This is a genomic window from Burkholderia sp. HI2714 (assembly GCF_002223085.1).
GTDB lineage: Bacteria > Pseudomonadota > Gammaproteobacteria > Burkholderiales > Burkholderiaceae > Burkholderia > Burkholderia lata_D.
On sequence record NZ_NKFM01000035.1, the window covers coordinates 448,514 to 470,951 of the forward strand.

Annotated in this window: 22 protein-coding genes; 15 read left to right on the forward strand and 7 right to left on the reverse strand. The window is 63.3% G+C overall.

Annotation, left to right across the window (positions count from 1 at the left end; translation table 11 throughout):
- Nucleotides 1–14 precede the first annotated feature (14 nt).
- A complete protein-coding gene (gene terL, locus CFB82_RS20070) occupies nucleotides 15–1,820 on the forward strand; it encodes a phage terminase large subunit (RefSeq protein ID WP_143750943.1) in 1,806 nt (601 codons plus the stop codon).
- Between the two features lie 111 nt (nucleotides 1,821–1,931).
- On the opposite strand, the gene CFB82_RS20075 is transcribed toward terL, so the two are convergent.
- Nucleotides 1,932–2,255 carry a hypothetical protein gene (locus tag CFB82_RS20075; RefSeq protein WP_143750944.1) on the reverse strand — a complete coding sequence of 108 codons (324 nt, stop codon included), beginning with the start codon at nucleotides 2,253–2,255 and terminating at the stop codon, nucleotides 1,932–1,934.
- Nucleotides 2,256–3,053: 798 nt separating this feature from the next.
- Between CFB82_RS20075 and CFB82_RS20080 the strand changes: the two genes are divergently transcribed.
- The 4 genes from CFB82_RS20080 to CFB82_RS20100 all read left to right on the forward strand — a co-directional run bounded on the left by CFB82_RS20080 (nucleotide 3,054) and on the right by CFB82_RS20100 (nucleotide 5,283).
- Nucleotides 3,054–3,221 (forward strand): hypothetical protein, encoded by a 168-nt coding sequence (locus CFB82_RS20080; protein ID WP_373558828.1) that lies wholly within the window; start codon nucleotides 3,054–3,056, stop codon nucleotides 3,219–3,221.
- Between the two features lie 424 nt (nucleotides 3,222–3,645).
- Nucleotides 3,646–3,867, forward strand: coding sequence for a hypothetical protein (locus CFB82_RS20085; RefSeq protein WP_089484983.1), 222 nt, complete (start codon nucleotides 3,646–3,648; stop codon nucleotides 3,865–3,867).
- A gap of 113 nt (nucleotides 3,868–3,980) precedes the next feature.
- Complete coding sequence (locus CFB82_RS20090; RefSeq protein ID WP_089484984.1) at nucleotides 3,981–4,388, forward strand: hypothetical protein; 408 nt, start codon at nucleotides 3,981–3,983, stop codon at nucleotides 4,386–4,388.
- 445 nt (nucleotides 4,389–4,833) lie between these two features.
- A complete protein-coding gene (locus CFB82_RS20100; RefSeq protein ID WP_089484986.1) occupies nucleotides 4,834–5,283 on the forward strand; it encodes a hypothetical protein in 450 nt (149 codons plus the stop codon).
- A gap of 124 nt (nucleotides 5,284–5,407) precedes the next feature.
- Here the strand turns inward: CFB82_RS20100 and CFB82_RS20105 are convergent, their stop codons facing one another.
- Nucleotides 5,408–6,100 carry a LexA family transcriptional regulator gene (locus CFB82_RS20105; RefSeq protein ID WP_089484987.1) on the reverse strand — a complete coding sequence of 231 codons (693 nt, stop codon included), beginning with the start codon at nucleotides 6,098–6,100 and terminating at the stop codon, nucleotides 5,408–5,410.
- 307 nt (nucleotides 6,101–6,407) lie between these two features.
- On the opposite strand from CFB82_RS20105, the gene CFB82_RS44570 reads away from it, so the two are divergent.
- The 5 genes from CFB82_RS44570 to CFB82_RS20130 all read left to right on the forward strand — a co-directional run bounded on the left by CFB82_RS44570 (nucleotide 6,408) and on the right by CFB82_RS20130 (nucleotide 9,982).
- The gene (locus tag CFB82_RS44570; protein ID WP_089484988.1) at nucleotides 6,408–6,785 is read left to right on the forward strand and encodes a helix-turn-helix domain-containing protein; all 378 of its coding nucleotides are present in this window, start codon (nucleotides 6,408–6,410) and stop codon (nucleotides 6,783–6,785) included.
- Nucleotides 6,682–7,035, forward strand: a complete 354-nt coding sequence (locus CFB82_RS43310; RefSeq protein WP_179255413.1) for a hypothetical protein — start codon at nucleotides 6,682–6,684, stop codon at nucleotides 7,033–7,035. The genes CFB82_RS44570 and CFB82_RS43310 overlap by 104 nt, the downstream gene beginning before the upstream one ends.
- Nucleotides 7,032–8,216, forward strand: coding sequence for a tyrosine-type recombinase/integrase (locus CFB82_RS20115; protein ID WP_089484989.1), 1,185 nt, complete (start codon nucleotides 7,032–7,034; stop codon nucleotides 8,214–8,216). Before CFB82_RS43310 ends, CFB82_RS20115 begins: the two co-directional genes overlap by 4 nt.
- A gap of 123 nt (nucleotides 8,217–8,339) precedes the next feature.
- Nucleotides 8,340–8,924, forward strand: coding sequence for a hypothetical protein (locus tag CFB82_RS20120; RefSeq protein ID WP_089484990.1), 585 nt, complete (start codon nucleotides 8,340–8,342; stop codon nucleotides 8,922–8,924).
- A gap of 620 nt (nucleotides 8,925–9,544) precedes the next feature.
- Nucleotides 9,545–9,982: a DoxX family protein gene (locus tag CFB82_RS20130; protein ID WP_069252539.1), complete on the forward strand. Its 438-nt coding sequence runs from the start codon at nucleotides 9,545–9,547 to the stop codon at nucleotides 9,980–9,982.
- A 103-nt stretch (nucleotides 9,983–10,085) separates the two neighbouring features.
- Here the strand turns inward: CFB82_RS20130 and CFB82_RS20135 are convergent, their stop codons facing one another.
- Nucleotides 10,086–11,396, reverse strand: coding sequence for an MFS transporter (locus CFB82_RS20135; protein ID WP_089484992.1), 1,311 nt, complete (start codon nucleotides 11,394–11,396; stop codon nucleotides 10,086–10,088).
- A 341-nt stretch (nucleotides 11,397–11,737) separates the two neighbouring features.
- The gene (locus CFB82_RS20140) at nucleotides 11,738–12,874 is read right to left on the reverse strand and encodes a branched-chain amino acid ABC transporter substrate-binding protein (RefSeq protein WP_089485021.1); all 1,137 of its coding nucleotides are present in this window, start codon (nucleotides 12,872–12,874) and stop codon (nucleotides 11,738–11,740) included.
- A gap of 660 nt (nucleotides 12,875–13,534) precedes the next feature.
- Between CFB82_RS20140 and CFB82_RS20150 the strand changes: the two genes are divergently transcribed.
- Entirely contained in the window at nucleotides 13,535–14,329 is a 795-nt protein-coding gene (locus tag CFB82_RS20150; RefSeq protein ID WP_089484994.1) for an AraC family transcriptional regulator, read from the forward strand.
- A 78-nt stretch (nucleotides 14,330–14,407) separates the two neighbouring features.
- Here the strand turns inward: CFB82_RS20150 and CFB82_RS20155 are convergent, their stop codons facing one another.
- Together CFB82_RS20155 and CFB82_RS20160 are read right to left on the reverse strand one after the other, a co-directional pair.
- Nucleotides 14,408–14,671, reverse strand: coding sequence for a hypothetical protein (locus tag CFB82_RS20155; RefSeq protein ID WP_039367795.1), 264 nt, complete (start codon nucleotides 14,669–14,671; stop codon nucleotides 14,408–14,410).
- Nucleotides 14,672–14,958: 287 nt separating this feature from the next.
- Nucleotides 14,959–16,851 carry a bifunctional sugar phosphate isomerase/epimerase/4-hydroxyphenylpyruvate dioxygenase family protein gene (locus CFB82_RS20160; protein WP_069252535.1) on the reverse strand — a complete coding sequence of 631 codons (1,893 nt, stop codon included), beginning with the start codon at nucleotides 16,849–16,851 and terminating at the stop codon, nucleotides 14,959–14,961.
- A gap of 257 nt (nucleotides 16,852–17,108) precedes the next feature.
- On the opposite strand from CFB82_RS20160, the gene aroQ reads away from it, so the two are divergent.
- From aroQ to CFB82_RS20180, 4 genes are all read left to right on the forward strand, one after another.
- Nucleotides 17,109–17,564 (forward strand): type II 3-dehydroquinate dehydratase, encoded by a 456-nt coding sequence (gene aroQ / locus CFB82_RS20165; protein WP_089484995.1) that lies wholly within the window; start codon nucleotides 17,109–17,111, stop codon nucleotides 17,562–17,564.
- The gene (locus CFB82_RS20170; protein WP_089484996.1) at nucleotides 17,561–18,415 is read left to right on the forward strand and encodes a shikimate dehydrogenase; all 855 of its coding nucleotides are present in this window, start codon (nucleotides 17,561–17,563) and stop codon (nucleotides 18,413–18,415) included. The genes aroQ and CFB82_RS20170 overlap by 4 nt, the downstream gene beginning before the upstream one ends.
- Nucleotides 18,416–18,452: 37 nt before the next feature.
- Entirely contained in the window at nucleotides 18,453–19,796 is a 1,344-nt protein-coding gene (locus CFB82_RS20175) for an MFS transporter (RefSeq protein ID WP_089484997.1), read from the forward strand.
- Nucleotides 19,797–19,927: 131 nt separating this feature from the next.
- A complete protein-coding gene (locus CFB82_RS20180; RefSeq protein WP_089484998.1) occupies nucleotides 19,928–20,953 on the forward strand; it encodes an IS110 family transposase in 1,026 nt (341 codons plus the stop codon).
- Nucleotides 20,954–21,264: 311 nt separating this feature from the next.
- Here CFB82_RS20180 and CFB82_RS20185 read toward each other — a convergent pair whose 3' ends face one another.
- Nucleotides 21,265–22,374 (reverse strand): 2-aminoethylphosphonate--pyruvate transaminase, encoded by a 1,110-nt coding sequence (locus CFB82_RS20185; RefSeq protein ID WP_089484999.1) that lies wholly within the window; start codon nucleotides 22,372–22,374, stop codon nucleotides 21,265–21,267.
- Between the last annotated feature and the right edge of the window lie 64 nt (nucleotides 22,375–22,438).

A 22,438-nucleotide genomic window follows, 5' to 3' on the forward strand; every position in this document is an offset into this window, starting at 1 on the left:
CGGACTTCCGCAACATGGCCTACCTGATCTGGGAGCACATGGCGCTCCCGGCTCCTACGCCGGCTCAGTACGACATCGCGTACTTCCTTCAGCACGGATGGGCAGGCTACGGCGTTCGTGATGACGGCAGTATCTTCGAGTGGTTCGGTCCCGAGGACGTGGAACCGGATCGCACTGGCTGCACCCGCATGGGCGAGCCGGACAAGAAGTTTCGCGAAGACATCATCGAAGCTTTCCGGGGCATCGGGAAGTCGTACCTGACTGCCGGCTTCGCGCTCTGGCGACTGTACCGGAAAGCGTTCAGCGAGAAGATTCTCGTGGTCTCCGCATCCGGTACGAAGGCCAAGGAGTTCGTCTCGATGGCGAAGACGCTCCTGATGACGATGGACGTGTTCGAGCACATGCGTCCACGGGAAGATCAACGCGACACCGCGTGGGCATTCGATGTCAACGGCGCGTCCATTTCGCAGTCGCCTTCCGTGAAGGCCGTGGGTATCACGGGCCAGATTACCGGCTCCCGTGCGACCCTCATCATCGCGGACGACATCGAGGTTACGGACAACTCTCGGACGGAGGAAGCGCGTGAGCGTCTGCTCCACAAGACCAACGAGTTCGCCGCGATCAAGGTGACGGGCGGGGCGGACGTGATCTTCCTGGGGACGCCGCAGACCGAGGAGTCGATCTACACGAAGCTCATTCGCGAGATGGGAGCGACCGGATGGATTCTCCCTGCTCGGTATCCCCTGCCGGACAAGCGCCAGTCATACGTGTTCAAGCGCGAGGGGATGTCGGACCTCGACTGTCTCTCGCCGCGTGCGCGTGCAGTGGACCTCGACCCGAGCCTCCAGTGGAAGCCTACGGACCCCGAGCGCTTCAACGAGATGGAGCTACAGAACCGGGAGGCCAAGGGCCGTTCGTACTTCGCTCTCCAGTTCCAGCTCGATACCTCGCTCTCCGACGCCGAGCGCTACCCGCTGAAGCAGCACGACCTGATCGTGATGGCCTGCAACCCGTTCAAGGCTCCGCAGATCGTCCAGTGGGGCCACGACACTAACGGGCGCAACAAGCGCATCGACCTCATGAACTTCGGGTTCACTGGGGACCACTGGCTCGCTCCGCTGTTTGTGGATACCGAGTGGCGCGAGTACGAGCAGTCCCTGCTGTTCGTTGACCCCTCGGGGCGCGGGAAGGACGAGACCGCGTGGGCCATCGTGAAGACGCTCAACGGCATGCTGTATGCCGTGGCGAGCGGCGGCGTCTCGGGCGATCCAGGGACGGCTATGGCGCAGATCGCGGCAGCGGCCAAGAACCACAAGGTCCACGAGATCGTGGTCGAGCCGAACTACGCTGGCGCTATCTGGATCAACGCGTTTGAGCCGATCCTGGCGAAGCTCTGGCCCGCAGAGAAGCCGGGTGACACCGCAGGCTGTACCGTGCGGGAAGCTGAGTGGAGCCGCACCCAGAAGGAAGTCCGCATCATCGAGACGCTGGAGCCGGTCATGACCACGCACCGCCTGGTCGTGGACGAATCCGTAGCGGCCGATGGCGTCCTGATGTACCAGTTGACGCACGTGACGCGTGAGCGGAACTGCCTGTCGCACGACGACCGCTTGGATGCGCTGGCGGGCGCGGTTGCCGAGCTGGTGAGCACGCTTCGCGTCGACGTAGATCAAGCGGCGAAGGAGATGAAGGACGCAGAGGAGGAGGCTCTGCTCGAAGACTTCATCGAAGGGTGCTTGCGCAGCGCGGCAGGGGACTATGCACTACGGACGTTTGATGGCGAACTCGTCTACCAACACGAGGAGTTCACACACCTGTAAAGCGAGTCGCTGAGACGCTCAAGAACGGCCTGGGACCCCTGGGACGTAGGTGCGCCTACACCGGAGGTCACGGAGCCGTTCTGGGTCGTCTTGGTTTGTCTTGGGGCTGCTTTAGTCCAGCATGCAGAGCGCAGCGGAGCGGGATGCGAATATGAGTGGATCGGTCTCCCCCTGCTGACGCATAACTTGGACCTGTCCGATTGCGAAGTCGATGCGTTCGACTGCACGGTTCCCGTCCTTGGCTGCTGCCTCCCGCAACTGGGGAATCGTTACCGAGCCGCTGGCTAGGGCAGATGCGACGCGCCCTGTTACTGCCCCCTTGATGCCGCACTCGGCGGCGTCTGTAAACTTCTTTCCCGCGAAACTGATGCTCGGTGTAACCACGACGAGCGCAGCGACGGCGATTGGTTTCCAGCGAATGCTCTTGAATGGCATAGGGCGCCCCAGGATGGTTAGGGCGGGCATGGTACACCAAGGCATCACGGCCTCATTTTCCTCCCAGAAATGCGTGACAAGGTGTCCCCGGCCGCGCGAGCCGAAATCCCCCCATGGCCTCCCCGGCGTTTCCGAGGCCGGATGAAGCAATCCTGGTGCAGGCGGGGATGGCGCGGGATGCGTTCGAGCGTACACGGTGCCCGGCACGTTTCACGGATGACGCGCCTAACTCATTGATACGTAAGGGGCTTCAGCTCAAGCGCAAAGTTCTACTAATACGCTGCGCCGTGTTCTACGGGCTTCGCTGCGCTGCACGGGCTGTCACGGCGACGCCTGAGCGTGACGGGGACGGCACGGGCTGGCGCGTGCTTTCGTTTGCTCGCGTGCACTTGCGAGCCTCTGTTTTTTTGTTCTCTGGGCTGCTCGCGCTTCGCGCTCGCTGCACGGGCCGTCACGGACGCCGAATAACTCAGCACAGGGTGATACCGCCGGGACGCTATGCCTCTATAGGGGACCTGAGACCGCATAGGCTGCATGGCTTCCCTTTGTTTGTCGCTGTATGCCGCGACCCTGACCAAACACGAACGCCTCATGACTCACGGACCATCACGGGCTGTCACGGGACGGCACGGAATACCTGACTAAAGCGAAAGGATATAAAGCGAGTTGTTGACATGGCGTTAAAGCGCGTTCATTATTCGACCTAACGCAGCGCACGAAGCGCCGCGAAGTAAAGCGAGTCACTTAATCGAAGAAGAGGTTAGAATGCCGCAGACAGCATCACAAACGGGGAAGCCCTTGGACATTCTCAAGACTGAGGCGGAAATCGCCAAGCTGCAAGTGGAGGCGGGCAAGCTGCTCGCTGAGACCCAAAAACTGAACCGGGAAAGCCGGTGGATGCCGCTGATGTACGCGGTTGCCCTCGTCGGCGCAGTGACCGCGATTGCAAAGCTGTTTGTGCACTGACCGGGGAGGGGCGGGCCAACGCTCGCCCGAAAATAAAGCGAGTTAATGAGAATTGAGGGGTTTATATGCGTGCACGTATCTGGGTGTTCGACTGCAACGAAGCCGCGCCTGTACCGGTGCGGGAGTACCAAGATTTGAAACAAGCTCGCGCGACGGCAGATTGCGCGAACTATGGCGCAAAGGCGTTCGGACCTCCCGTGCGCGTCTACTGGGTACAGGTGTTGTGATGGTCGTGGCTGAACTGTTCCAGCGACAAACCCTGATGCCAGCCGAGCTGGTCGAACCGCTGACGCTTGATGAGGTTGCGGACGTTATCGATTTGCCCGCAAGTAAAGCGAGTGAATGATAAGTAAAGGGCGAAACCCGGTGACGTTCCGGGTCCGCACGTGAGGCGTGCGCTGATGAGTCCACCAAGGGAAAGACGATGAACGCAAAAACGGAAGCAATCGCGAACGCTGACGCATACCTGAATAACGCGGGCCTGCCGACGTATAGCGAACTGGGGGCCGCACTTGACCGGCTGGTCGCTGGTGTCGGCAACAAGCACAACGGCGCGTGCGCGGCGATCTTCGAACTCAACAAGCCATGTGACTGCGTACTTGGGGCGGCGCGTGCAGTTCTCACGCAGTACGGGGACGCATTCTGAATTCCCTAGCCCGCATACGCGGGCAGGTCGAAACGCCGGGAGGCAGACGTGGTAACGGCCCGGTGTCTACGCGTTAGGCGCGTACTGATGAGACCAACGAAACGGAGTAGAGCATGACCGACATTACCAGCTATGACGACATCATCGACGTGCGCGACATCACGGACCGCGTAGAAGAATTGCGCGAGGCCCGCGACGACTGGGCAGAATGTTCCGGCGATGGTGAAAAGTGGGCGGAGACGCACCCGGACGACGCCGCCGAGCTGGAATCGCTTGAATCCCTGCTTGATGACATCCGGGGTTACGGCGGCGATCACCAATGGGAAGGGGACTGGTATCCGGTCACGCTGATCCGCGACGAACACTTCACGGAGTATGCAATGGAGCTACTCGCGGACATTGGGGACATCCCGCGCAACATCCCGCATTACATCGTGATCGATGAGGAAGCGACCGCAATGAACATCCAAGCAGATTATTCGGATGTCGAATTTGATGGCTCTACGTACTGGTATCGGTAAGGGGAACGGCCATGCGAGTAACGGTCAAGCTACAAGGCGAGGCGAACGCGCAAGCGCTCTTTGATGTCATGCACGGCCGTGCGGTCTGCTGGAAAGACGGTAACGGCGGCGGATGGCAAGAGGTGACGTTTGATCACGAGAGCGTCGAAGAGGCGCGGGCGCATGTCCGGGAGCTTTTCCCGCGCCTCAGATTCACGGCGTCACGCTGGATTTAGCACGCCCGAAAGTAAAGCGAGTCGATGAGGTCGAAACCCCTAAGCGGGGTCTAGCGGTTGTGCCGCTACTGATGAGACCACTTGAACGGGGTAGATATGAGGCATTACGTGATTCTTCGCGCTGACTTCAGCGTATGGAAGCGGCTGATGTATAGGGAGCTGGCTGAAGCAGTCGCACGGCGCGACATCGACGCGTGCAACCCAGTGCTGTTCGTAGTGGAGGCGCGAGCATGACCACACACAGCACGATCAAAGCGGCGATGGCTCGCGCGTTCTTTGCGTCCGCGTATGCTGACCAGTGGGACGAAGCCGGGGACACGAGCCTTAACCCGTCCGGCCGCGATTGGATGGACATGACCCCCGAAGATACCGACCCGGCCGCGCTGCATGCTGCTGACGTGTTGACGAATGATCTCGCGCGGGCGTATCCGAAGTGTCGAATGGATGGCGTGTTTTCGCTCGATTTGCTGTACGCTGCCGCCTGTGCCGTGCAGCGGCAGGGGGACACGCTAGACGGCGACCGCGACCTGTTGCCTGACACGTTCGGTCATTACCTTGCCATGCAGGCAATGGGAACCGGTGTAGGTCTGCGCGACGCGTTCGGGCGGGCAGTGGGGGACGCGATCCGCGTTCCCCGTGTCGAATTCGGCGGTTACTCGTTGAGCCGCGATTATTTCTGAGGCGGCTACGCCGATGGTTGGCAGGGCGTGTGCTCAGAACAGCCTGAGCCCGCCCAAATCCTCATGCGGAATAACTCCGCACAGGTTGACCGCCCAGGGGTCCCTTCGATCTATAAGAGGTAGCTCAGAGCTGCCGGCCGTACCAAACCACACGACCGACGATGCAGAACTCACGCTGGTCCTCCGGGCTACTGAGCGCCACTTCGTAAGGCGGGTAATCCGGGTTAGCGGAGATCACACGCACGGTAGCAGCTCCCACCCACTGAAGCCTTTTGACTAGCATCTGCCCATCAAGCCTGAGCACGTAGATGCCATCCTGCGGCGCGGTCTGCGCGTGATTGATGAGGATGTTGTCGCCCTCATGCAGCACGGGGAACATCGAGTCTCCGTGAACCCGTAGGACGCTCAGGTCCTTGGGGTTGGCATGCAGGTAGTGCTCGACCCAGTGCCGGCGAAAGGCCATCGTGAACTTCGCCTTCGCCTCATCGCCAAGCCAAAAGCCTGTACCGGCCGACGCCTTGACATCGTAGCGCGGCACGTAGACGAACTCGCTGCTCGCCTCATTCGCCGCCGCCTGCTCGACAGAGACTAAGCTCCCATTTGCTAACTCAACGCGCCCGAGCAACCAATCGATTGAACGCCCGGTCGCCTCGCTGATTGCGAGCAAGCCTTCGGCTTTCGGGATGCTCCCGCGCTTGATGGTTTGCAGCAGACCGTCCGAGATGCCTGCGGGTCGGCCCCAACTGTACAAATTCTCGTGACCTATAGCGCTGTACAGGCGCTCAAGGAAGGTAGCGGCCAGTTCCGCGTCCGTCATGACTCTCTCCTGCGTGTGGTGAGGCGCGTGCGCCCCGCGCGAGTGTACGTCAACTTGGTGAGCATTTGGGAGTTTGCAACCAATAGATTTACCCTAATGACACCCAAACGGTAATTTAGAGATATTGTTTGGGAGTTTGCATATGGTCGCTTACTATCCTTTCTGCGGCGGATGAGAGCGCCGCACTATCGGGGAAGCGAATCAAAGGAGAGTCGGGTGAAGCGAGTGGGTTAAAGGATTTTGCTTATAAAGCGTCTTGGTGTATATTCGCGAACTCTAAAAACACTCTGTTCCTTGGAGCACCACCATGACCGTGAAAGTTGACGAATCGACACTAAAGCTTCGCGCACGCTTCGGCCAATGGTTGAAGGCAACGCGTGAGGAGACCGGGATGACGCAGCTCGAAATGGCTGTGCATCTGAACTACGGATACCCCGTGTTCGTTAGCCAGGTTGAACGCGGGGCCTCCGCGCTGCCTGAGCACGACATGCGAGTGTGGGCGGAGCTACTTCGGGTCGATTCGGCGGAGTTCGCAAAGCAGTACCTGTACTACTGCAGGCCGTTTGTGTACGAAGCCATGTATGGGAAAGACCCTTATGCACTCGAAAAACTTCCGCGAAGCGGAAAAACGATCAAAGCAGCGACGAAGCCACGAGCTAGAAAGCCTGCATCAACAAGCAAGTAACGCCTTCGCGGAGGGGCGTATTGGCGAGTATGTCGAGGACATCCCAGGTTGGCCCTGGTTCGCTGCGATCTTTGGCGAACTGGAGATGACGGTGGCGTACTACCCAACTGACAACGATTATGTCGTGACGACGTTCGAGCAGCGGACCCTGCTGCGGTCTTCTGCCGATGCTGGTCTCGAGCCGGTTCTCACGTTTCTGCCGAGCCTGTACGCGGCCCAAGTGACAAGCCAACATCTGGAGGGCGTATGACTCTCTACAAGCGGCCTGACTCTGATATGTGGTGGTACAAGTTCGAGGTGGAGGGGCGCTTGTATCGCGGCTCCACTAAGACGACCACCAAGCGCGACGCACAAGCGGTCGAAGTCGACAAACGGCGCGAGGCGCTGGAGGATATTCGACTTGAACGTGCTGGCGTAAAGCGACTCACTCTTTATGAAGTCGCTATGAAGTGGGTTGCTGTGACCGAGCGCACACACAAAGATCACGCAGGCAACGTCAACAGAGTCCGGCGACTCTTTGGGGATCGCCTGCAACGTACCGGCTCCCATACGTACACGTTGGTCGAGGGGGATCGTCCGGGCTTGCCGAAGACGTTGATGGTGCACGAGCTGACGCAAGGGCACTTGGTGGACCTCAAGTCCAAGCGCCAAGCCGAAGGGCTTTCAGACGGGACGATCAATCTGGAGATCGGTCTTGTTCAGACGCTCATGGGTTACGCGGAAAGTCTCAATGCGGTGATGCCGGCAAAACCGATCATCTGGAGTGACAAGCGGAATCGCGCGGCGAGTCTGAAGGTGCGCCGGACGAAGGGCAAGCTTCGCTGGCTCACACTGGATGAGGAGGCGGCGCTCCTGAAAGAATTGCGGCGACGTATTCGGCCGGGGGACGTTTCGGGGCAGGACAACCTGGACCTCGCAACATTGCTGCTCGACACGGGGGCGCGGTACATGGAGATCGCGGAGATGCGCTGGCCCCAGGTGGACCTGGAAGCCGGAGTGATTTACCTGTATCGGTCGAAGGTCGATAACGAGGGTGGCCTGCGTCTCACGAAGCGGGCGTTGGAAATCTTGAAGCGTCGCCGCGAAGCCACATGGCCCAGGACCTTCGTGTTCCCGGCCCAGGTTCCTGCGGAGCAAGCGAGGAAAGCCTGGTCGGCCGAGGATGCATGCCGAGGTCATTCGGCCCGTGGTATCCAGGCAGCAATCGAGGCGTGTGACCTCAACGCTGACCCGTCGCGGGACAAGGTGACTCCTCACACGTTCCGGGACACGTTTGCGTCGCGGTTGGTGCAGAAGGGTGTCTCGCTGTTGAAGGTGCAGCATCTGCTCGGGCACGCGAGTCCTACGATGACCCAGAAGTACGCGCACCTCTGCCCGGACAACACGGGGCGAGAGGCAGCGGATATCCTCGATGGGTTGCACGCGGAATAACTCAGCACAGGGTGACGACCCTACGCTACGGCTCGCTTCGGCGGGCCGTTTTAGTTGGTGGGGTAAAGTATCGGCTCCGTATGCGATGGCCATTGACCGGATACGCATTTTGGGGAGCCAAACATGAGCGATGACGATGGAATGATGGTGTATGACGTTGAGCTATCGGATCGCGAAACCTTCCACATAGGCAGGATAATTGCCCTATGGGGTGCCCTCGAACATGAGTTGTTCGTCCAGACTCTGATGACCTTTGATTTGGGCACGGGAGAACTGGAGAAACTTCCCAAGAAAATGAACGGAATACAGTTCACGGAGACGCTGGACTTGTGGAAGGAGCGGGTGGTTGGCGCTGCCGAGGGCAAACGCCGCGAAGTACTGGAACTCCAATACGAACGCATCTGCTTCTTTCAGGAATTTAGGCACGCGCTTGTACACGGCATGTGGGATTGGTCGAAATCTGACCCCGGTCGAATAACCTCAGTCCGTATCAACAAGCGAGTGGTGCGACGTGTCCACTTTACCGCCGACGACTTGGAACAGTTCAACTTGGCTCTGCAGCGAATCAATTTCCGGATCAGGTATCCCGGCGGCACTGCCGATTTTGCGAGGGAAGCGGCCGAGCAAGGTCATTACGTCAGTCGTAGGGCGGTTGCGCTGTTGAGTGGCCATCCGGTTAGCGAGGACTTGTTACCGCCCCGGTCGTGACATAAACCAACTTCATCGAGGCCCCCGAAGCGGGGCCAAACCATCGCCCGTAATGCAGATGCCCCGGATTAACTCCGCACAGGGTGACGACCCTACTCCGGGTGGCCGGGGTAGTAGGCAGCGAGGGCAAACAGCGCGGTGAACTCATACTGACAGTCCTCGCAGATGTATTCCTGGTGGACGGTGGCGCTACCGATGCCGCAGGCGCCAGCAGTCACGTTGGTGGAATTGCAGGCGGGACAGATTGTCTTAAGCGTCGCGGTAACAAGCGACTGCCAGTCGTCAGGGGCGATCATGGGCGTGGAGAATAACTCAGCACAGGGTGACGGCCCTAACGGCACGGTGCAGCTACCCGTCACGTTAGCAGGCACATAAGTGATTTCGATGTAAAGTGACTCGCTTTATGCTGTCGTGGTAACATCGTGATTCTGCTGGAGAAATTCTAGCATCGTGTTGGGAATTGGAAGCGCCGGAAACGTATTGCTACAACCTTTTTCTTGGACACGGCCGAAACTCTGTCTATGCTGGCCCATTTGCCGCGGGCCCCACAGGGTCGCGCGGCGCCGAACCGCCCGGGCGCGCCCCGCGCGGACGGCCGAATTGCATACGAGGAGAGAGGCATGACGCGTTCCGTCGATTCCGGCGTCATTTTTTTCGCGCGCCTGGCGCTGGCGGCGTTGTTCCTGTGGGGCGGCATCATGAAACTGCTCGGCTACAGCGACTTCGTCGCGTATCTGCACGGGATGAACGTGCCCTATCAACAGGTCGTCGCGCCGATCGTCGTCGCGATAGAGGGGCTCGGCGGCCTGCTGCTGATCGTCGGCTACAAGGTACGGCCGCTCGCGTTGCTGTTGGCGGTCTACACGATCGCGACGGCGATGGTCGGGCACAATTTCTGGGACGCGACGAACGCCGCCGTCCAGCACGACATGGTGATTCACTTCTGGAAGAACGTCGCGATCGCCGGCGGGTTCCTGCTGCTGTTCGTCACCGGCGCCGGCGGCGCGAGCATCGACGCGCTGCGCCGGCCGAGTTCGTCGTACGGCGTGCTGCGTTGAACTGAGCAGCACGCGCCATGGCGCCGAGCAAGACAAAAGGGCCGAATCCCGCACGTCGCGGGATTCGGCCCTTTGTTCATGGAGCGGGCGTGCGCGCCGGCGCTCAGTGCGTCGCCTTCACGTCCTTCGCATCCTTCGAGAACTGCACGGCGATCGCGCCGAGCACGCAGATCGCGGCGACGTACACCACCGGTGCGAGCGGATTCGACTTCATCATCAGCGACACGATCACCGGCGTGAGGCCGCCGAAGATCGCATACGCGACGTTGTACGAGAACGAGATGCCCGAGAAGCGCACGACGGCCGGGAAGCTCTTGACCATCACGAACGGCACCGCGCCGATCGTGCCGACCATGAAGCCTGCGATCCCGTAGTAGAGCGGCAGCGTCGACGCGTCGGCCGCGACCTGCGCGAACAGCAGGTAGTAGCACGCGGCCAGCCCGATGCCGCCGATGCCGAGCACACGCTTCGCGCCGATCCAGCCCGCGAGCGAACCCGCGGTGATGCAGCCGGCCGTCAGGCACAGCGTCGCGACGCTGTTCGCGAACAGCGTCGTCGCGGGCGTCAGGTGGAACTGCTTCTGCAGCAGCGCGGGCGTCATCAGGATCACGACGACGATCGCGGCCGACAGCATCCACGTGAGCAGCATCGACACGATCACCGCGCGGCCGTGGTCACGCAGCACGGCCTTCAGCGGAATCTCGGCCGCGAGCGCCTTCTTCGCCTTCATCTCGGCGAACACCGGCGTCTCGTGCAGCCAGCGGCGCAGGTACACCGAGAACAGGCCGAACACGCCGCCGAGCAGGAACGGGATGCGCCACGCGAACGCGCCGACTTCGGCGGTCGAGTAACGGCTGTTGATGCCGGCGGCGACCAGCGAGCCGAGCAGGATGCCGGCGGTCAGGCCCGCGGTCAGCGTGCCGCACGCATAGCCGATGTGGCGCGACGGCACGTGCTCGGACACGAACACCCATGCGCCCGGCACTTCGCCGCCGACGGCCACGCCCTGCAGCACGCGGAACAGCAGCAGCAACACCGGCGCGAGGATGCCGATCGTGTCGTAGGTCGGCAGCAGGCCCATCAGCAGCGTCGGCACGGACATCATCAGCACGCTCAGCGTGAACATCCGCTTGCGGCCGAACAGGTCGCCGAAGTGCGCCATGATCACGCCGCCGAGCGGGCGCGCGAGATAGCCGGCCGCGAAGATGCCGAACGTCTGCAACTGGCGCAGCCAGTCGGGAATGTCGTGCGGGAAGAACAGTTGCCCAATCGCCGGCGCGAAGAACACGAAGATGATGAAGTCGTAGAACTCGAGGGCGCCGCCGAGTGCGGCAAGGCCAAGGGTCTTGTAGTCGCTGCGCGTGAGCGCGCGTTCGGCGGCGCGAGGCACGCCGCTCAATTCGGAAGCTTGCATGGTCAGGACGATCGGTTTTCGAATGTAGTTGTCGGTGCTGCGTCTCCAGGGCCCGCTTTTCGGCATGGACTGACAAGGCGCGGCTTGCCTCGTCGAAGCGTGCCGCGTGCCGGGTGAGGCACGAAACATGCACCGCCGCACCGGGATGGGGCGCGGCGAAGACGAAGCGTCAAAGCGGGTGGGGGGATTCTACAGGAGCGCGAAATGCACGCGCGTGGGCGCGCGCCGAGGAACGGTTCTGAGCGCGAAGCCGACGCAGACGCAGACGCAGACGCAAAAGCGCACGCGGCGCGGGCGGCTGGTGAGCCGCTGACGCGCCGCGTGGGGCAGGGTTTTGCGTATCAGTTGCCGGCGATCGTATCGACCGGCTTGAACGCGCCGTGCTCGACCTTGTAGATCGTCACCGGCGCATCCCTCAGGTCGCCCTTCGTGTCGTACGCGATGCTGGGGGCCGACACGCCCTTGACCGACACCTTGCCGAGATACGGCGTGTACACCTTCGGGTCGGTCGAGTTCGCTTCCTTCATCGCGGTGAGGAGCGCGATCGTGCCGTCGTACGAGTAAGGCGAGTAGGTGATCACGTCTTCGTTGAAGCGCGCCTTGTAGCGTGCCGCGTAGCCGGCGAAGCCGGGCATCTTTTCCTTCGGCAGCCCGCCCATGTAGACGATCGCGCCTTCGGCCGCGTCGCCGCCGACCTTCAGGAACGTCGGCGAACGCGACATCTCGCCCGTCACGAACGCCGACTTCATCCCCAGTTGGCGCATCTTGCGGATCATCGGTGACGATTGCGCGTCGCCGCCGCCGTAGAAGATCGCGTCCGGGTTCATCCCCTTGAGGTTGGTCAGGATCGCGGAGAAATCGAGTGCCTTGTCGTTCGTGAAGTCGCGCTTGATGATCGTGCCGCCCGCCGCTTCGACGGCTTTCGCGAATTCGTCGGCGATGCCCTGGCCGTAGGCCGTGCGGTCGTCGATGATCGCGATGCGCTTGAAGCGCAGCGTCTTCACCGCGTACGTGCCGACGATGCGGCCCGCCTGCGCGTCGCTCGTCAGCAGCCGGTAGGTCGTCTTGTAGCCGCGCGCCGTGTATTGCGGCGACGTGGCCATCGAGATCTGCGGCAGCCCCGCGCGATCGTACAGGTCGGACGCGGGAATGCTCGTGCCCGAGTTGAAGTGTCCGATGATCCCGCGGACGTTGTCGTCGATCAGCCGCTGCGCGACGGTCGTGCCCGTGCGCGGGTCGGCCTGGTCGTCCTGCGAGTCGAGCTGGAACGTGACGGGCTTGCCGCCGATCGTCGGACGCGTCGCGTTGAAATCGGCGATCGCGAGCTGCACGCCCTTCTGCATGTCCGTGCCGTAGTTCGACTGCGGGCCGGTCAGCGGTGCGGCGAAACCGATCTTGACGACGTCGGCGGCGATGGCGTGCGCGCCCGACAGTGCGCAGGCAGCGGCCAGCGCGACGTGCGATACCTTCAGCTTCACTTTCACTTCCCCTTGATGTCGTGGTTGGGCCGCCGCCGGCTGGTGGGCCGGCGCCGGTAAACCGGGCGAGACGGTTCGGTCGGCAGGCCGATGCGAGGCCGTGCGTGCTTGCCGCGTGCCGTCCGGGCTGTGCCGGAATCGGCGCGCCTGATGGCCGATGCCGCAGGCCATGTATGCCGATTGCTGCCGCGGCGTGAGGTCGTCTCGTGACCGTGAAGCGAAGTCTAGGTAGCGAAAATGCGTGCGTCTTGCGCGTTCGATGCGCGGCCGGCGACGATATCGGCATATCGTCGATAACCCTGATATATGCTGAAATCGTCACGCCGAATGCGCAAACGCGCCAAGACGCTGCACGTTCGCATTTTTATGCTGGCGAGTTCGGGCGTGCGGTGCCGGTGTGCGAATGCGCCAGTCCGCGCGCGGCATGCCGGCCCCGGCGCACGCGTGGGGGTTGCGTGGACGCAAGCGGATTCGCGGCCGGTCGCCGCACGCTCGGCGCAGTGGTTGCGCACGCAACGTATGTCGCGTGACGATGCCGGCCGATCGGCGGCGCGTCGCGACGGCCGCCGCCAACTTGCCCGCCTTTGCGATCGGCGCGACGCGATCGAAGGGGCGCTTCTATAATCGACGCCATCTGCCACTCGCATTGCGGTTGCCGGGATGACGCCCTTGCTTGCCGTACCGCCCATGAGCCTGTCCGAACCGTTGCGCTACCAGCCCGACAACGCCGATCTCGGCGCGATGCTTGCGCACTTCCGCCTGCTCGAACCGGTGTTCGATGCACTGCCGGACGTCGCATTCTTCGTGAAGGATGCGAGCGGCCGCTACGCGATCGTCAATCGCACGCTGGCGATGCGCTGCGGCTACAAGGACAAGCGCGACCTGCTCGGCAAGACGGCCGATGAAGTGTTTCCGCGCCGCTTCGGCCGCAGCTATTTCGAGCAGGACATGGCGACGATCAACGCCGGCCAGCAACTGATGGACCAGCTCGAGCTGCACCTGTATCCGGGCCGTCAGCCGGGCTGGTGCCTGACCTGCAAGGAGCCGCTGCGCGACGCCGCGGGCAGGGTGATCGGCCTCGCGGGCATCTCGCGCGACCTGAAGGCACATGAGGGATCGCATCCGGCGTACAGCCGGCTCGCCGACGTCGTCCAGCACATCCAGGATCACTACGTGCAGCCGCTGAACCTGAAGCATCTCGCGCAGATGGCGGGGATGTCGGTCGCGCAGCTCGAACGCTACTTCCACAAGGTGTTCCACCTGACGCCGCGCCAGGTGCTGCTGAAGACGCGGCTCGATGCGGCCACCGCGCTGCTCGTCACGCACGACAAGGTGACCGACGTCGCGGCGCTATGCGGCTATACGGACCACAGCGCGTTCACGCGCCAGTTCAAGGCGACGGTCGGCGTGACGCCGACGGAATACCGGTTGATGCTGCAGGAGCGGGCAGGGTGACGCGACACGCCGAAAGGGCCGGCGGGTCGCTGGGATCGGGGTGAGGCGGGAAAACGGGACAGGGATGAAAGCGGCGGCTCAGCGGTAGCCGAGCCCTTTCAGGACGGCGGTGCCGTCTTCGGTCAGCCGGAAGCTGGGTGCCGTTTCGGTGTCGAGCTTGACCATCTCGACGAGACCGGCTTCCTGCAGCGCAGGCAGTTCGGGTTTGGCATTGGCGCCGATCGGTGCGTGCAGCAGCACGAGCAGCGTCGCGATTTCATGATGACTGAGCAGGCGGCGCAGCATCGTCTTCTTTGCAGGGGGCGCAGCCGGGCGGCCCGCGGGTGCTTCTACGGCGCTCATCGCTTTCCTCCTTTTCGAGATAACCATCGGGTACTGGTTGCGGATGGTGCCGTCGAAGACTTAAGCGATTCTTAAAACCGGGGCGGGTGACGGGATGCTGCGCTGCGGTACGGGTTACCGGATGTAACGCCATAGGGGATGCGGTTTCCCGCCCGATCGCGGCGAGCCGTGCGGGCAGGGGCGCGGCCGGGCGATTCACCACGATGGTGCGCGCGGGTGCGGTCCTTCGAAGTCGCCGCGGGCCGCGAATGCGATGTGCTCCTTGAATCCCTGTCAGCGTCCTGTCGTCATTTCCTGCGCTGCGCCTGTGCGGCGAGCCGCACGGCCGCGTTCGTCGCGCCGTAACCGTCATATCCGCCGCGCCGCTCGACGATCTCGAGCGAGAAGCGGTTATCGACCAGTTCTGTATACGCATGCAGGAATTCGCCGCCGTGCTCGTCGCGGTCGTACAGCAGGTGATGCGTGCTCAGCGTGTCGATCAGCTCGTCCGGCAGCGCGTAGCGTGCGGCGAGATCGTCGTAGTAGTTCGGCGGAATGCGCAGGAACGGAATGCCGTCGGCCGCGAATGCGGCGATCGTCTTCACGATGTCGTCGGTGCGGAACGCGACGTGGTTCAGCCCCGTCCCGTGGTAGCGGTCGAGCGATTCGGCAACCGCCGTGTGCCGGTCGACCGACGCGTTCAGCGCGATCCGCACCGAGCCGTCGGCGCTGCGCACCGCGCGGCTGCGCATCAGCCCGTACGGGTCGGGCACGAGCCAGCTGCGCTCGGCCTCGAAGCCGAATGCCGTCTTGAAGAACAGGATCCACGTATCGAGCGCGTCGGCCGGCAGCGCAAGGCACACGTGGTCGATACCGGTCAGCGGGCCGACTTCGCTCGGGCCGTCGATGTCGGTCAGCACGAAGTCCGATTCGTACAGCGTCGGCGCGTTCGGCGCTTCGTCGACGAAGTATTCGAGGCTGCCGTCCGGCGCCTGCACGCTCGGCAGCACGCGCTCGTTCGGCCCGACGCGGCCGGAGAACGGCGCATAGCCGAAGCCTGCCGCGCGTTCGAACGCCACTTTCGCGTCGTCGACGCGGAATGCCGATGCGCACAGCGACAGCCCGTGCTGCTGGAAGAACGCATCGGCGAACGAGTCGCGCTCGGCGTTCAGCACGATCGATGCGGCGCCGTGCTGGAACAGCGTCACGTCCTTCGAGCGATGGCGGCCCGCGAGCCGGAAGCGCATCCGGCCGAGCCATTCGCCGACGGTCGCCGCCGCCTGCGCATCGACCGCGAATTCGATGAACTGGAACCCGACGTGTGCGGGCGGCGCCGGCGGCGCGAACAGAGGCTGGCTGGCGGCCGGCGCGCGGCCGTCCTGCGCGAGCCGTTCGCGCGTCAGTTCTTCCAGATAAAGCAGCGAGCGATGGCCGTCGGCAGCCGTGATCGCGGTCGGCGCCGCACGGAAGCCGTCGTTGAAGATCTCGAGCGACAGCGGCCCCGTATAGCCCGACTCGATCACGCGCGCGGTGAAGCGTGCGAGGTCGAAGTCGCCCTGGCCCGGGAACGAGCGGAAATGGCGGCTCCATTCGAGCACGTCCATCACGAGCTTCGGCGCATCGGCGATCTGCACGAACGCGATCCGGTCGCCGGGGATGTCGGCGATCGCGTCCGGCGAATCGTCGAGCGACAGTGTATGGAAGCTGTCGAGCGCCAGGCCGAGGTGCGGGCTGTTCACGGCATTCACGAGTTTCCACGCATGGCCGTAGCGCTTCACGACGCGGCCCCACGCGAGCGCTTCGTACGCGGCGACCACGCCGGCCTGCCGTGCGGCTTCGGCAAGCGCGCCGAGCTGGTCGACGAGCAGCCCGTCGTCCGCGATCGTGTCGGCCGACACGTTGCTGCACACCAGGATGCGGTCGGTGCCGAGCGCATGCATCACGTCGAACTTGCGCTTGATCCGGTCGAGGTTGCGGGCGAGCTGGGCCGCGCTTACCCCCTCGAAGTCGCGAAACGGCTGGAACAGCACGATGTCGAGGCCGAGATCGGCGGCCATGCGCCGGACGTCGGCCGGCGATCCATCGAAGTAGACGAGGTCGTTTTCGAAGATTTCGACGCCGTCGAAGCCTGCGGCCTGGACGGCGGCGAGTTTCTCGGCGAGCGTGCCGGACAGTGACACGGTGGCGATCGAGCGCTGCATGGGCGGTTCCTGCGGATGAGCGGGGCATGGCGTCGGTTGAATCGACCCTGAATGAACCAGTCGTTGAACTTCCGCTGAACACCATATCCCGAATTTACTGGGCTAGTGATACGTATTGTACAAACTAACTAGGTGGTACAAATTAGCGAAAACCCGAAAAGACAGCCCGCGTTCCCGGGCGCACACTAGCGCCAAATTCCGATGTTTTCGAGGCGATGCCGGTCACGGTCCGCCCCTGTTTTAGGAGCAGAATCACCATGAGCAAGCACAAGGTGCTGGTGCTGAACGGCCCGAACCTGAATCTTCTGGGGACGCGCGAACCCCATATCTACGGCGCGGAAACGCTCGCCGACCTCGAGCAGCGCTGCCGTACGGCGGGCGAGGCGCTCGGGCTGGAAATCGACTTCCGCCAGTCGAACGCCGAGCACCAGCTGATCGACTGGCTGCACGCCGCGCGTCACGACACGCACGGCATCGTGATCAACCCGGCTGCCTATACGCATACGTCGGTGGCGCTGGCCGACGCGCTTTCCGCGATCGCGAAGCCGGTGATCGAAGTGCATATCTCGAACGTGCATCGCCGCGAGGCGTTCCGTCACCATTCCTACGTGTCGGCGCTCGCCGAAGCCGTGATCTGCGGCTGCGGCACCGAAGGCTACGTGTTCGCGCTGCAGCGTCTGGCGACGCTGTTCGCGCAGGGGGCCGCACGATGAGCCGCCCGTCGTTTCTGATCGGCCTGATCGGCCAGGGCATCGGCGGCTCGCTGTCGCCCGCGATGCACGAGGAAGAAGGGTTCCGCCAGGGGTTCGGCTATGTCTACCGGCGCATCGATCTCGACGTGCTCGGCGTGACCGTCGACGCACTGCCGCAACTGCTCGATGCCGCGCAGCGGATGGGCTACAACGGCTTGAACATCACGCACCCGTGCAAGCAGCGCGTGATCGAGCACCTCGATGAACTGTCGGACGATGCGCGCGCGCTCGGCGCGGTGAACACCGTGCTGTTCAAGGACGGCAAGCGGATCGGCCACAACACCGACTGGTCGGGTTTCGCGAAATCGTTCCGCCGCGGGTTGCCCGATGCGTCGCTCGAACGCGTCGTCCAGCTCGGCGCGGGCGGTGCGGGCGCGGCCGTGGCGCATGCGGCGCTGCAGATGGGCGCGGCCGAACTGACGATTTTCGATGTCGACGGCACGCGCGCCACCGCGCTCGCGGCCGAACTGCAGGAGCGCTTTCCCGCGGCCCGGGTCGCGCCCGGCGGCGATCTCGCGAGCGCGATGCGCGCCGCGACAGGCCTGATCCACTGCACGCCCACCGGCATGGCCAAGCATCCGGGCCTGCCGCTGCCGGCCGAGCTGCTCCACGCGGCCATGTGGGTGGCCGACATCGTGTACTTCCCGCTCGAAACCGAACTGATCCACGCGGCGCGCGCGGCCGGCTGCGCCACGCTGCCGGGTGGCGGGATGGCCGTCTACCAGGCGGTCGACGCGTTCGAGATCTTCACCGGACGCACGCCCGACGCCGAGCGGATGTTCGATCACTTTCAGTCGCTCGTCGCGCGCTGACCCCCTTGCAGACACAGAAAGAGACCAGGAGACGACCATGCAGCACACCACCCACACGAGCGCCGCGCCGGCGCAGGCGTCCGGCACCGTCCGGCGCACTTCGGCGCGCTACAAGATTCTCGCGCTGCTCGCGATCGGCACGATGATCAACTATCTCGACCGCACCGTGCTGGGGGTGGCTGCGCCGCAGCTCACCAAGGAGCTCGGCATCAACGCGGCCGTGATGGGCATCATGTTTTCCGCGTTTTCGTGGACGTATGTCGCGATGCAGGTTCCCGGCGGCCTGTTCCTCGACCGCTTCGGCAGCAAGATCACCTATTACTGGTCGATGACGCTGTGGTCGCTGTGCACGTTCCTGCAAGGCTTCGTGCCGGGCGTCGCGACGCTGCTCGCTTGCCGGCTCGGCCTCGGCGTGACGGAAGCGCCGTGCTTCCCGACCAACAGCCGCGTCGTCGCGACGTGGTTCCCGCAGAACGAGCGTGCGATGGCGACGGGTACCTACACCGTCGGCGAGTACATCGGCCTCGCATTCTTCAGCCCGGTGCTGTTCGCGCTGATGGGTGCGTTCGGCTGGCGCTCGCTGTTCTGGGTCGTCGGCGCGGTGGGTATCGTGTTCGGCCTGGTCTGGTGGAAGTTCTATCACGAGCCGCGCAACCATCCGGGTGCGAATTCGGAGGAGCTGGCCTATATCGAGGCGGGCGGCGGTCTCGTGCATGGTGCGCGCAAGAGCGGCGACAAGGGTGACAAGCCGGCGCAGGCCAAGTTCAGCTGGTCGATGGTCGGCCAACTGGTGAAGAAGCGCCAGCTCGCGGGCATCTGCCTCGGCCAGTTCGCCGGCAATTCGACGCTCGTGTTCTTCCTGACCTGGTTCCCGACCTACCTCGCCACCGAACGCCACATGGGCTGGCTGAAGATCGGCTTCTTCGCGGTGATGCCGTTCATCGCCGCGTCGGTCGGCGTGATGTTCGGCGGGATCTTCTCCGACTGGTTGCTGCGTCGCGGCAAGTCCGCGAACCTCGCGCGCAAGCTGCCGATCATCGCCGGCCTGCTGCTCGCGTCGACGATCATTCTCGCGAACTACGTACAGAGCAACGAGGCCGTGATCGCGATCATGTCGGTCGCATTCTTCGCGCAGGGGATGGCCGCACTCGGCTGGACGCTCGTGTCGGACATCGCGCCGGACGGCCTGCTCGGCGTCACGGGCGGCATCTTCAACTTCGCAGCGAACCTGGCGGGCATCGTCACGCCGCTCGTGGTCGGCTTCATCGTCGCGTCGACCGGCTCGTTCGTCGGCGCGCTCGTGTTCATCGGCGTGATCGCGCTGATCGGTGCGGCGTCGTACATCTTCGTGGTCGGCGACATCAAGCGGATCGAGCTGTAAGCACCGGCTCCACGCACATCCCGAGCGTTAGCCCGGCAGCCGCAAGGCCGCCGGGCTTAATAGGATGGTCAGCCCGATCCTCACTCAGTGGACTACGCTGAGTGAGGATTTTGTCCTTCTGGAGGGCCATCATGGACACGGTATCGCTGATCGGAATCGATCTCGGCAAGCACTGCTTCCACCTGCATGGACAGGATGCGTCAGGCAGGATGGTGTTCCGTAAAAAGCTCACGCGTAGCCAGATGTTCACGCTGCTGGGCAATTTTCCGCGTTGCATTGTGGTCATGGAGGCCTGCGCCGGTGCTCACTGGATCGCACGTGGACTTCAAGCGCTGGGCCATGAGGCCAAGCTGATTTCTCCGCAATTCGTCAAACCGTTCCGGCAAGGCAACAAGAACGATTTCGCGGACGCCCAGGCGATCTGCGAAGCAGCCGCTCGTTCGAGCATGCGTTTCGTGAGCCCGCACAACGAAGCCCAGCAGATCGTTTCAGCCTTGCACCGTGTGCGCGAGCGGCTGGTGCGTGACCGCACCGGCACGATCAATCAGATTCATGCGTTTCTGTTGGAGTTCGGTATCGGCTTGCCGCGCGGCATGGCAGTGATCCGGCGACTGCCTGCCGTGCTCGAGGCAGAATCGTTGCCGCCGAGGCTGGTGGTCGTGCTCGAACGTTTGCAGGCGCACTTCAAGTATCTGGACGAGCAGATCCACCAGCTCGAACGTGAGTTGCTTACCCAGCTACACGAGGATGAACGCAGCGAACGACTGCTCGAGATTCCTGGCATTGGCCCGATGACCGCCAGCGTGTTGATGTCAGAGTTGGGCGATGCCCGGCAATATGGCTCAGCAAGGCAGTTTGCAGCTTCGGTCGGTCTGGTGCCGCGGCAGTACAGCACCGGCGGCAAACCAACGCTACTGGGCATCAGCAAGCGTGGCGACAAGGAACTGCGACGGCTGCTGGTGCAATGTGCGCGGGCCATCATGCAGCGCATCGAGCACCGCACGGATGCATTGGGCGTCTGGATTCGCAGCCTGTTGGCGCGACGACACTCGAACGTGGTGGCCTGTGCCCTGGCCAACAAACTGGCGAGGATCGCCTGGGCCATCCTCGCCAAAGGGACACACTACCGGAGCATCGAGGCTGTTCCCTCAGTCTGACGCTTCCTATCGCTTACGGCTTCAGCTTCAGTAGTCACCTCTGGTTTTGCGACGCGAGATACGTGAAGGCATAAACGACTCAACGGCCGGGCAAGTAACCTGACACAAAAAACAGCACCTCAATGCTGTGGGCTTTTTGAGGTTTGCCCGGCGCGGCTCCCATCATGGGGCGGGATCTTTCCCATCCGCGACCCCGGATAGATTCGAGCAAGTCCACTTTAGGTCAACACTGCCTCGCTTGCAAAAATCGGGCTGACCATAGATTTTTGCGTGCGCGGCCGGCGGATTTTCCGGCTGGCGTGGTACGGCGCTTATGCGCGCTGCACGGCGATGCCGAGCGATTCGACCGCTTGCGCGATCGCCGCAACCGCGCGCCGGATATCGTTCGAGTCGATCGCGCCGATGCAGCCGACACGGAACGTCTCGAGCTGCGTGAGCTTGCCCGGATACAGGATGAAGCCCGCGTCGCGCACCGCGTCGTAGAAGCGGCGGAAATCGTAGGCCGGGTGATCGGGCGCGTGGAACGTGACGATCACTGGCGCCTGCACGCTCGGATCGAGGAACGGCGTGAAGCCGAGCGCGTGCATCGATTCGACCAGCGTCCGGCAGTTGTCCGCATAGCGCGCCCCACGCGCCGGCTGGCCGCCTTCGGCGAGATACTGGTCGAGCGCGGCGCGCAGCGCGGCGATCACGTGCGTCGGCGGCGTGAAGCGCCACTGGCCCGTCTTGCGCAGGTATGCGTACTGATCGTGGAGATCGAGCGCGAGCGACGGCGAGTTGCCTTCGCTCGCGTCGAGCGCGTCGCGCCGCACGATCGCGAACCCCATCCCCGGCACGCCTTCCAGGCATTTGCCGCTCGCCGAGATCAGCGCATCGATGCCGCTGCCGGCCAGCGTGATCGGCAGCGCGCCGAACGAGCTCATCGCATCGACGATCAACCGCTTGCCGTGGCGCCGGCACACGGCGGCGATGTCGTCGAGCGGGTTCAGGATGCCGGCGCTCGTCTCCAGATGCACCTGCGCGACGTGCGTGATGCGCGGCTCGCGCACGAACGCGGCTTCGATCGAGGCCGGATCGACGGCCGCGTCCTCGCCGAACGGCAACTCGATTGCTTCGATACCGAGCCGGCCGAGGATCTTCAGGATGCGTGCGCAGTACGCGCCGTTGTCGGGCACCAGCACGACGCCGTCACGCGGCACCAGCGTGCCGAGCGCGGCTTCGACCGAGAACGTGCCGCTGCCCTGCATCGGCACGCACACGTACTCGTCGCCGCCGTGCGCGATCGCGACGAGATCTGCGCAGACGCTGGCCGTCAGTTGATTGAAGGCGGCATCCCACGAGCCCCAGTCATGTTGCATTGCGTGGCGCGTTGTGGCGGACGTGGTAAGCGGGCCAGGCGTAAGAAGAATCGGATCGGACATGGCTTTTCCCTTGCAAAGATCGGAAGAAACGCCGGGCGGCATTTCTGAATGACTTGCATGATAT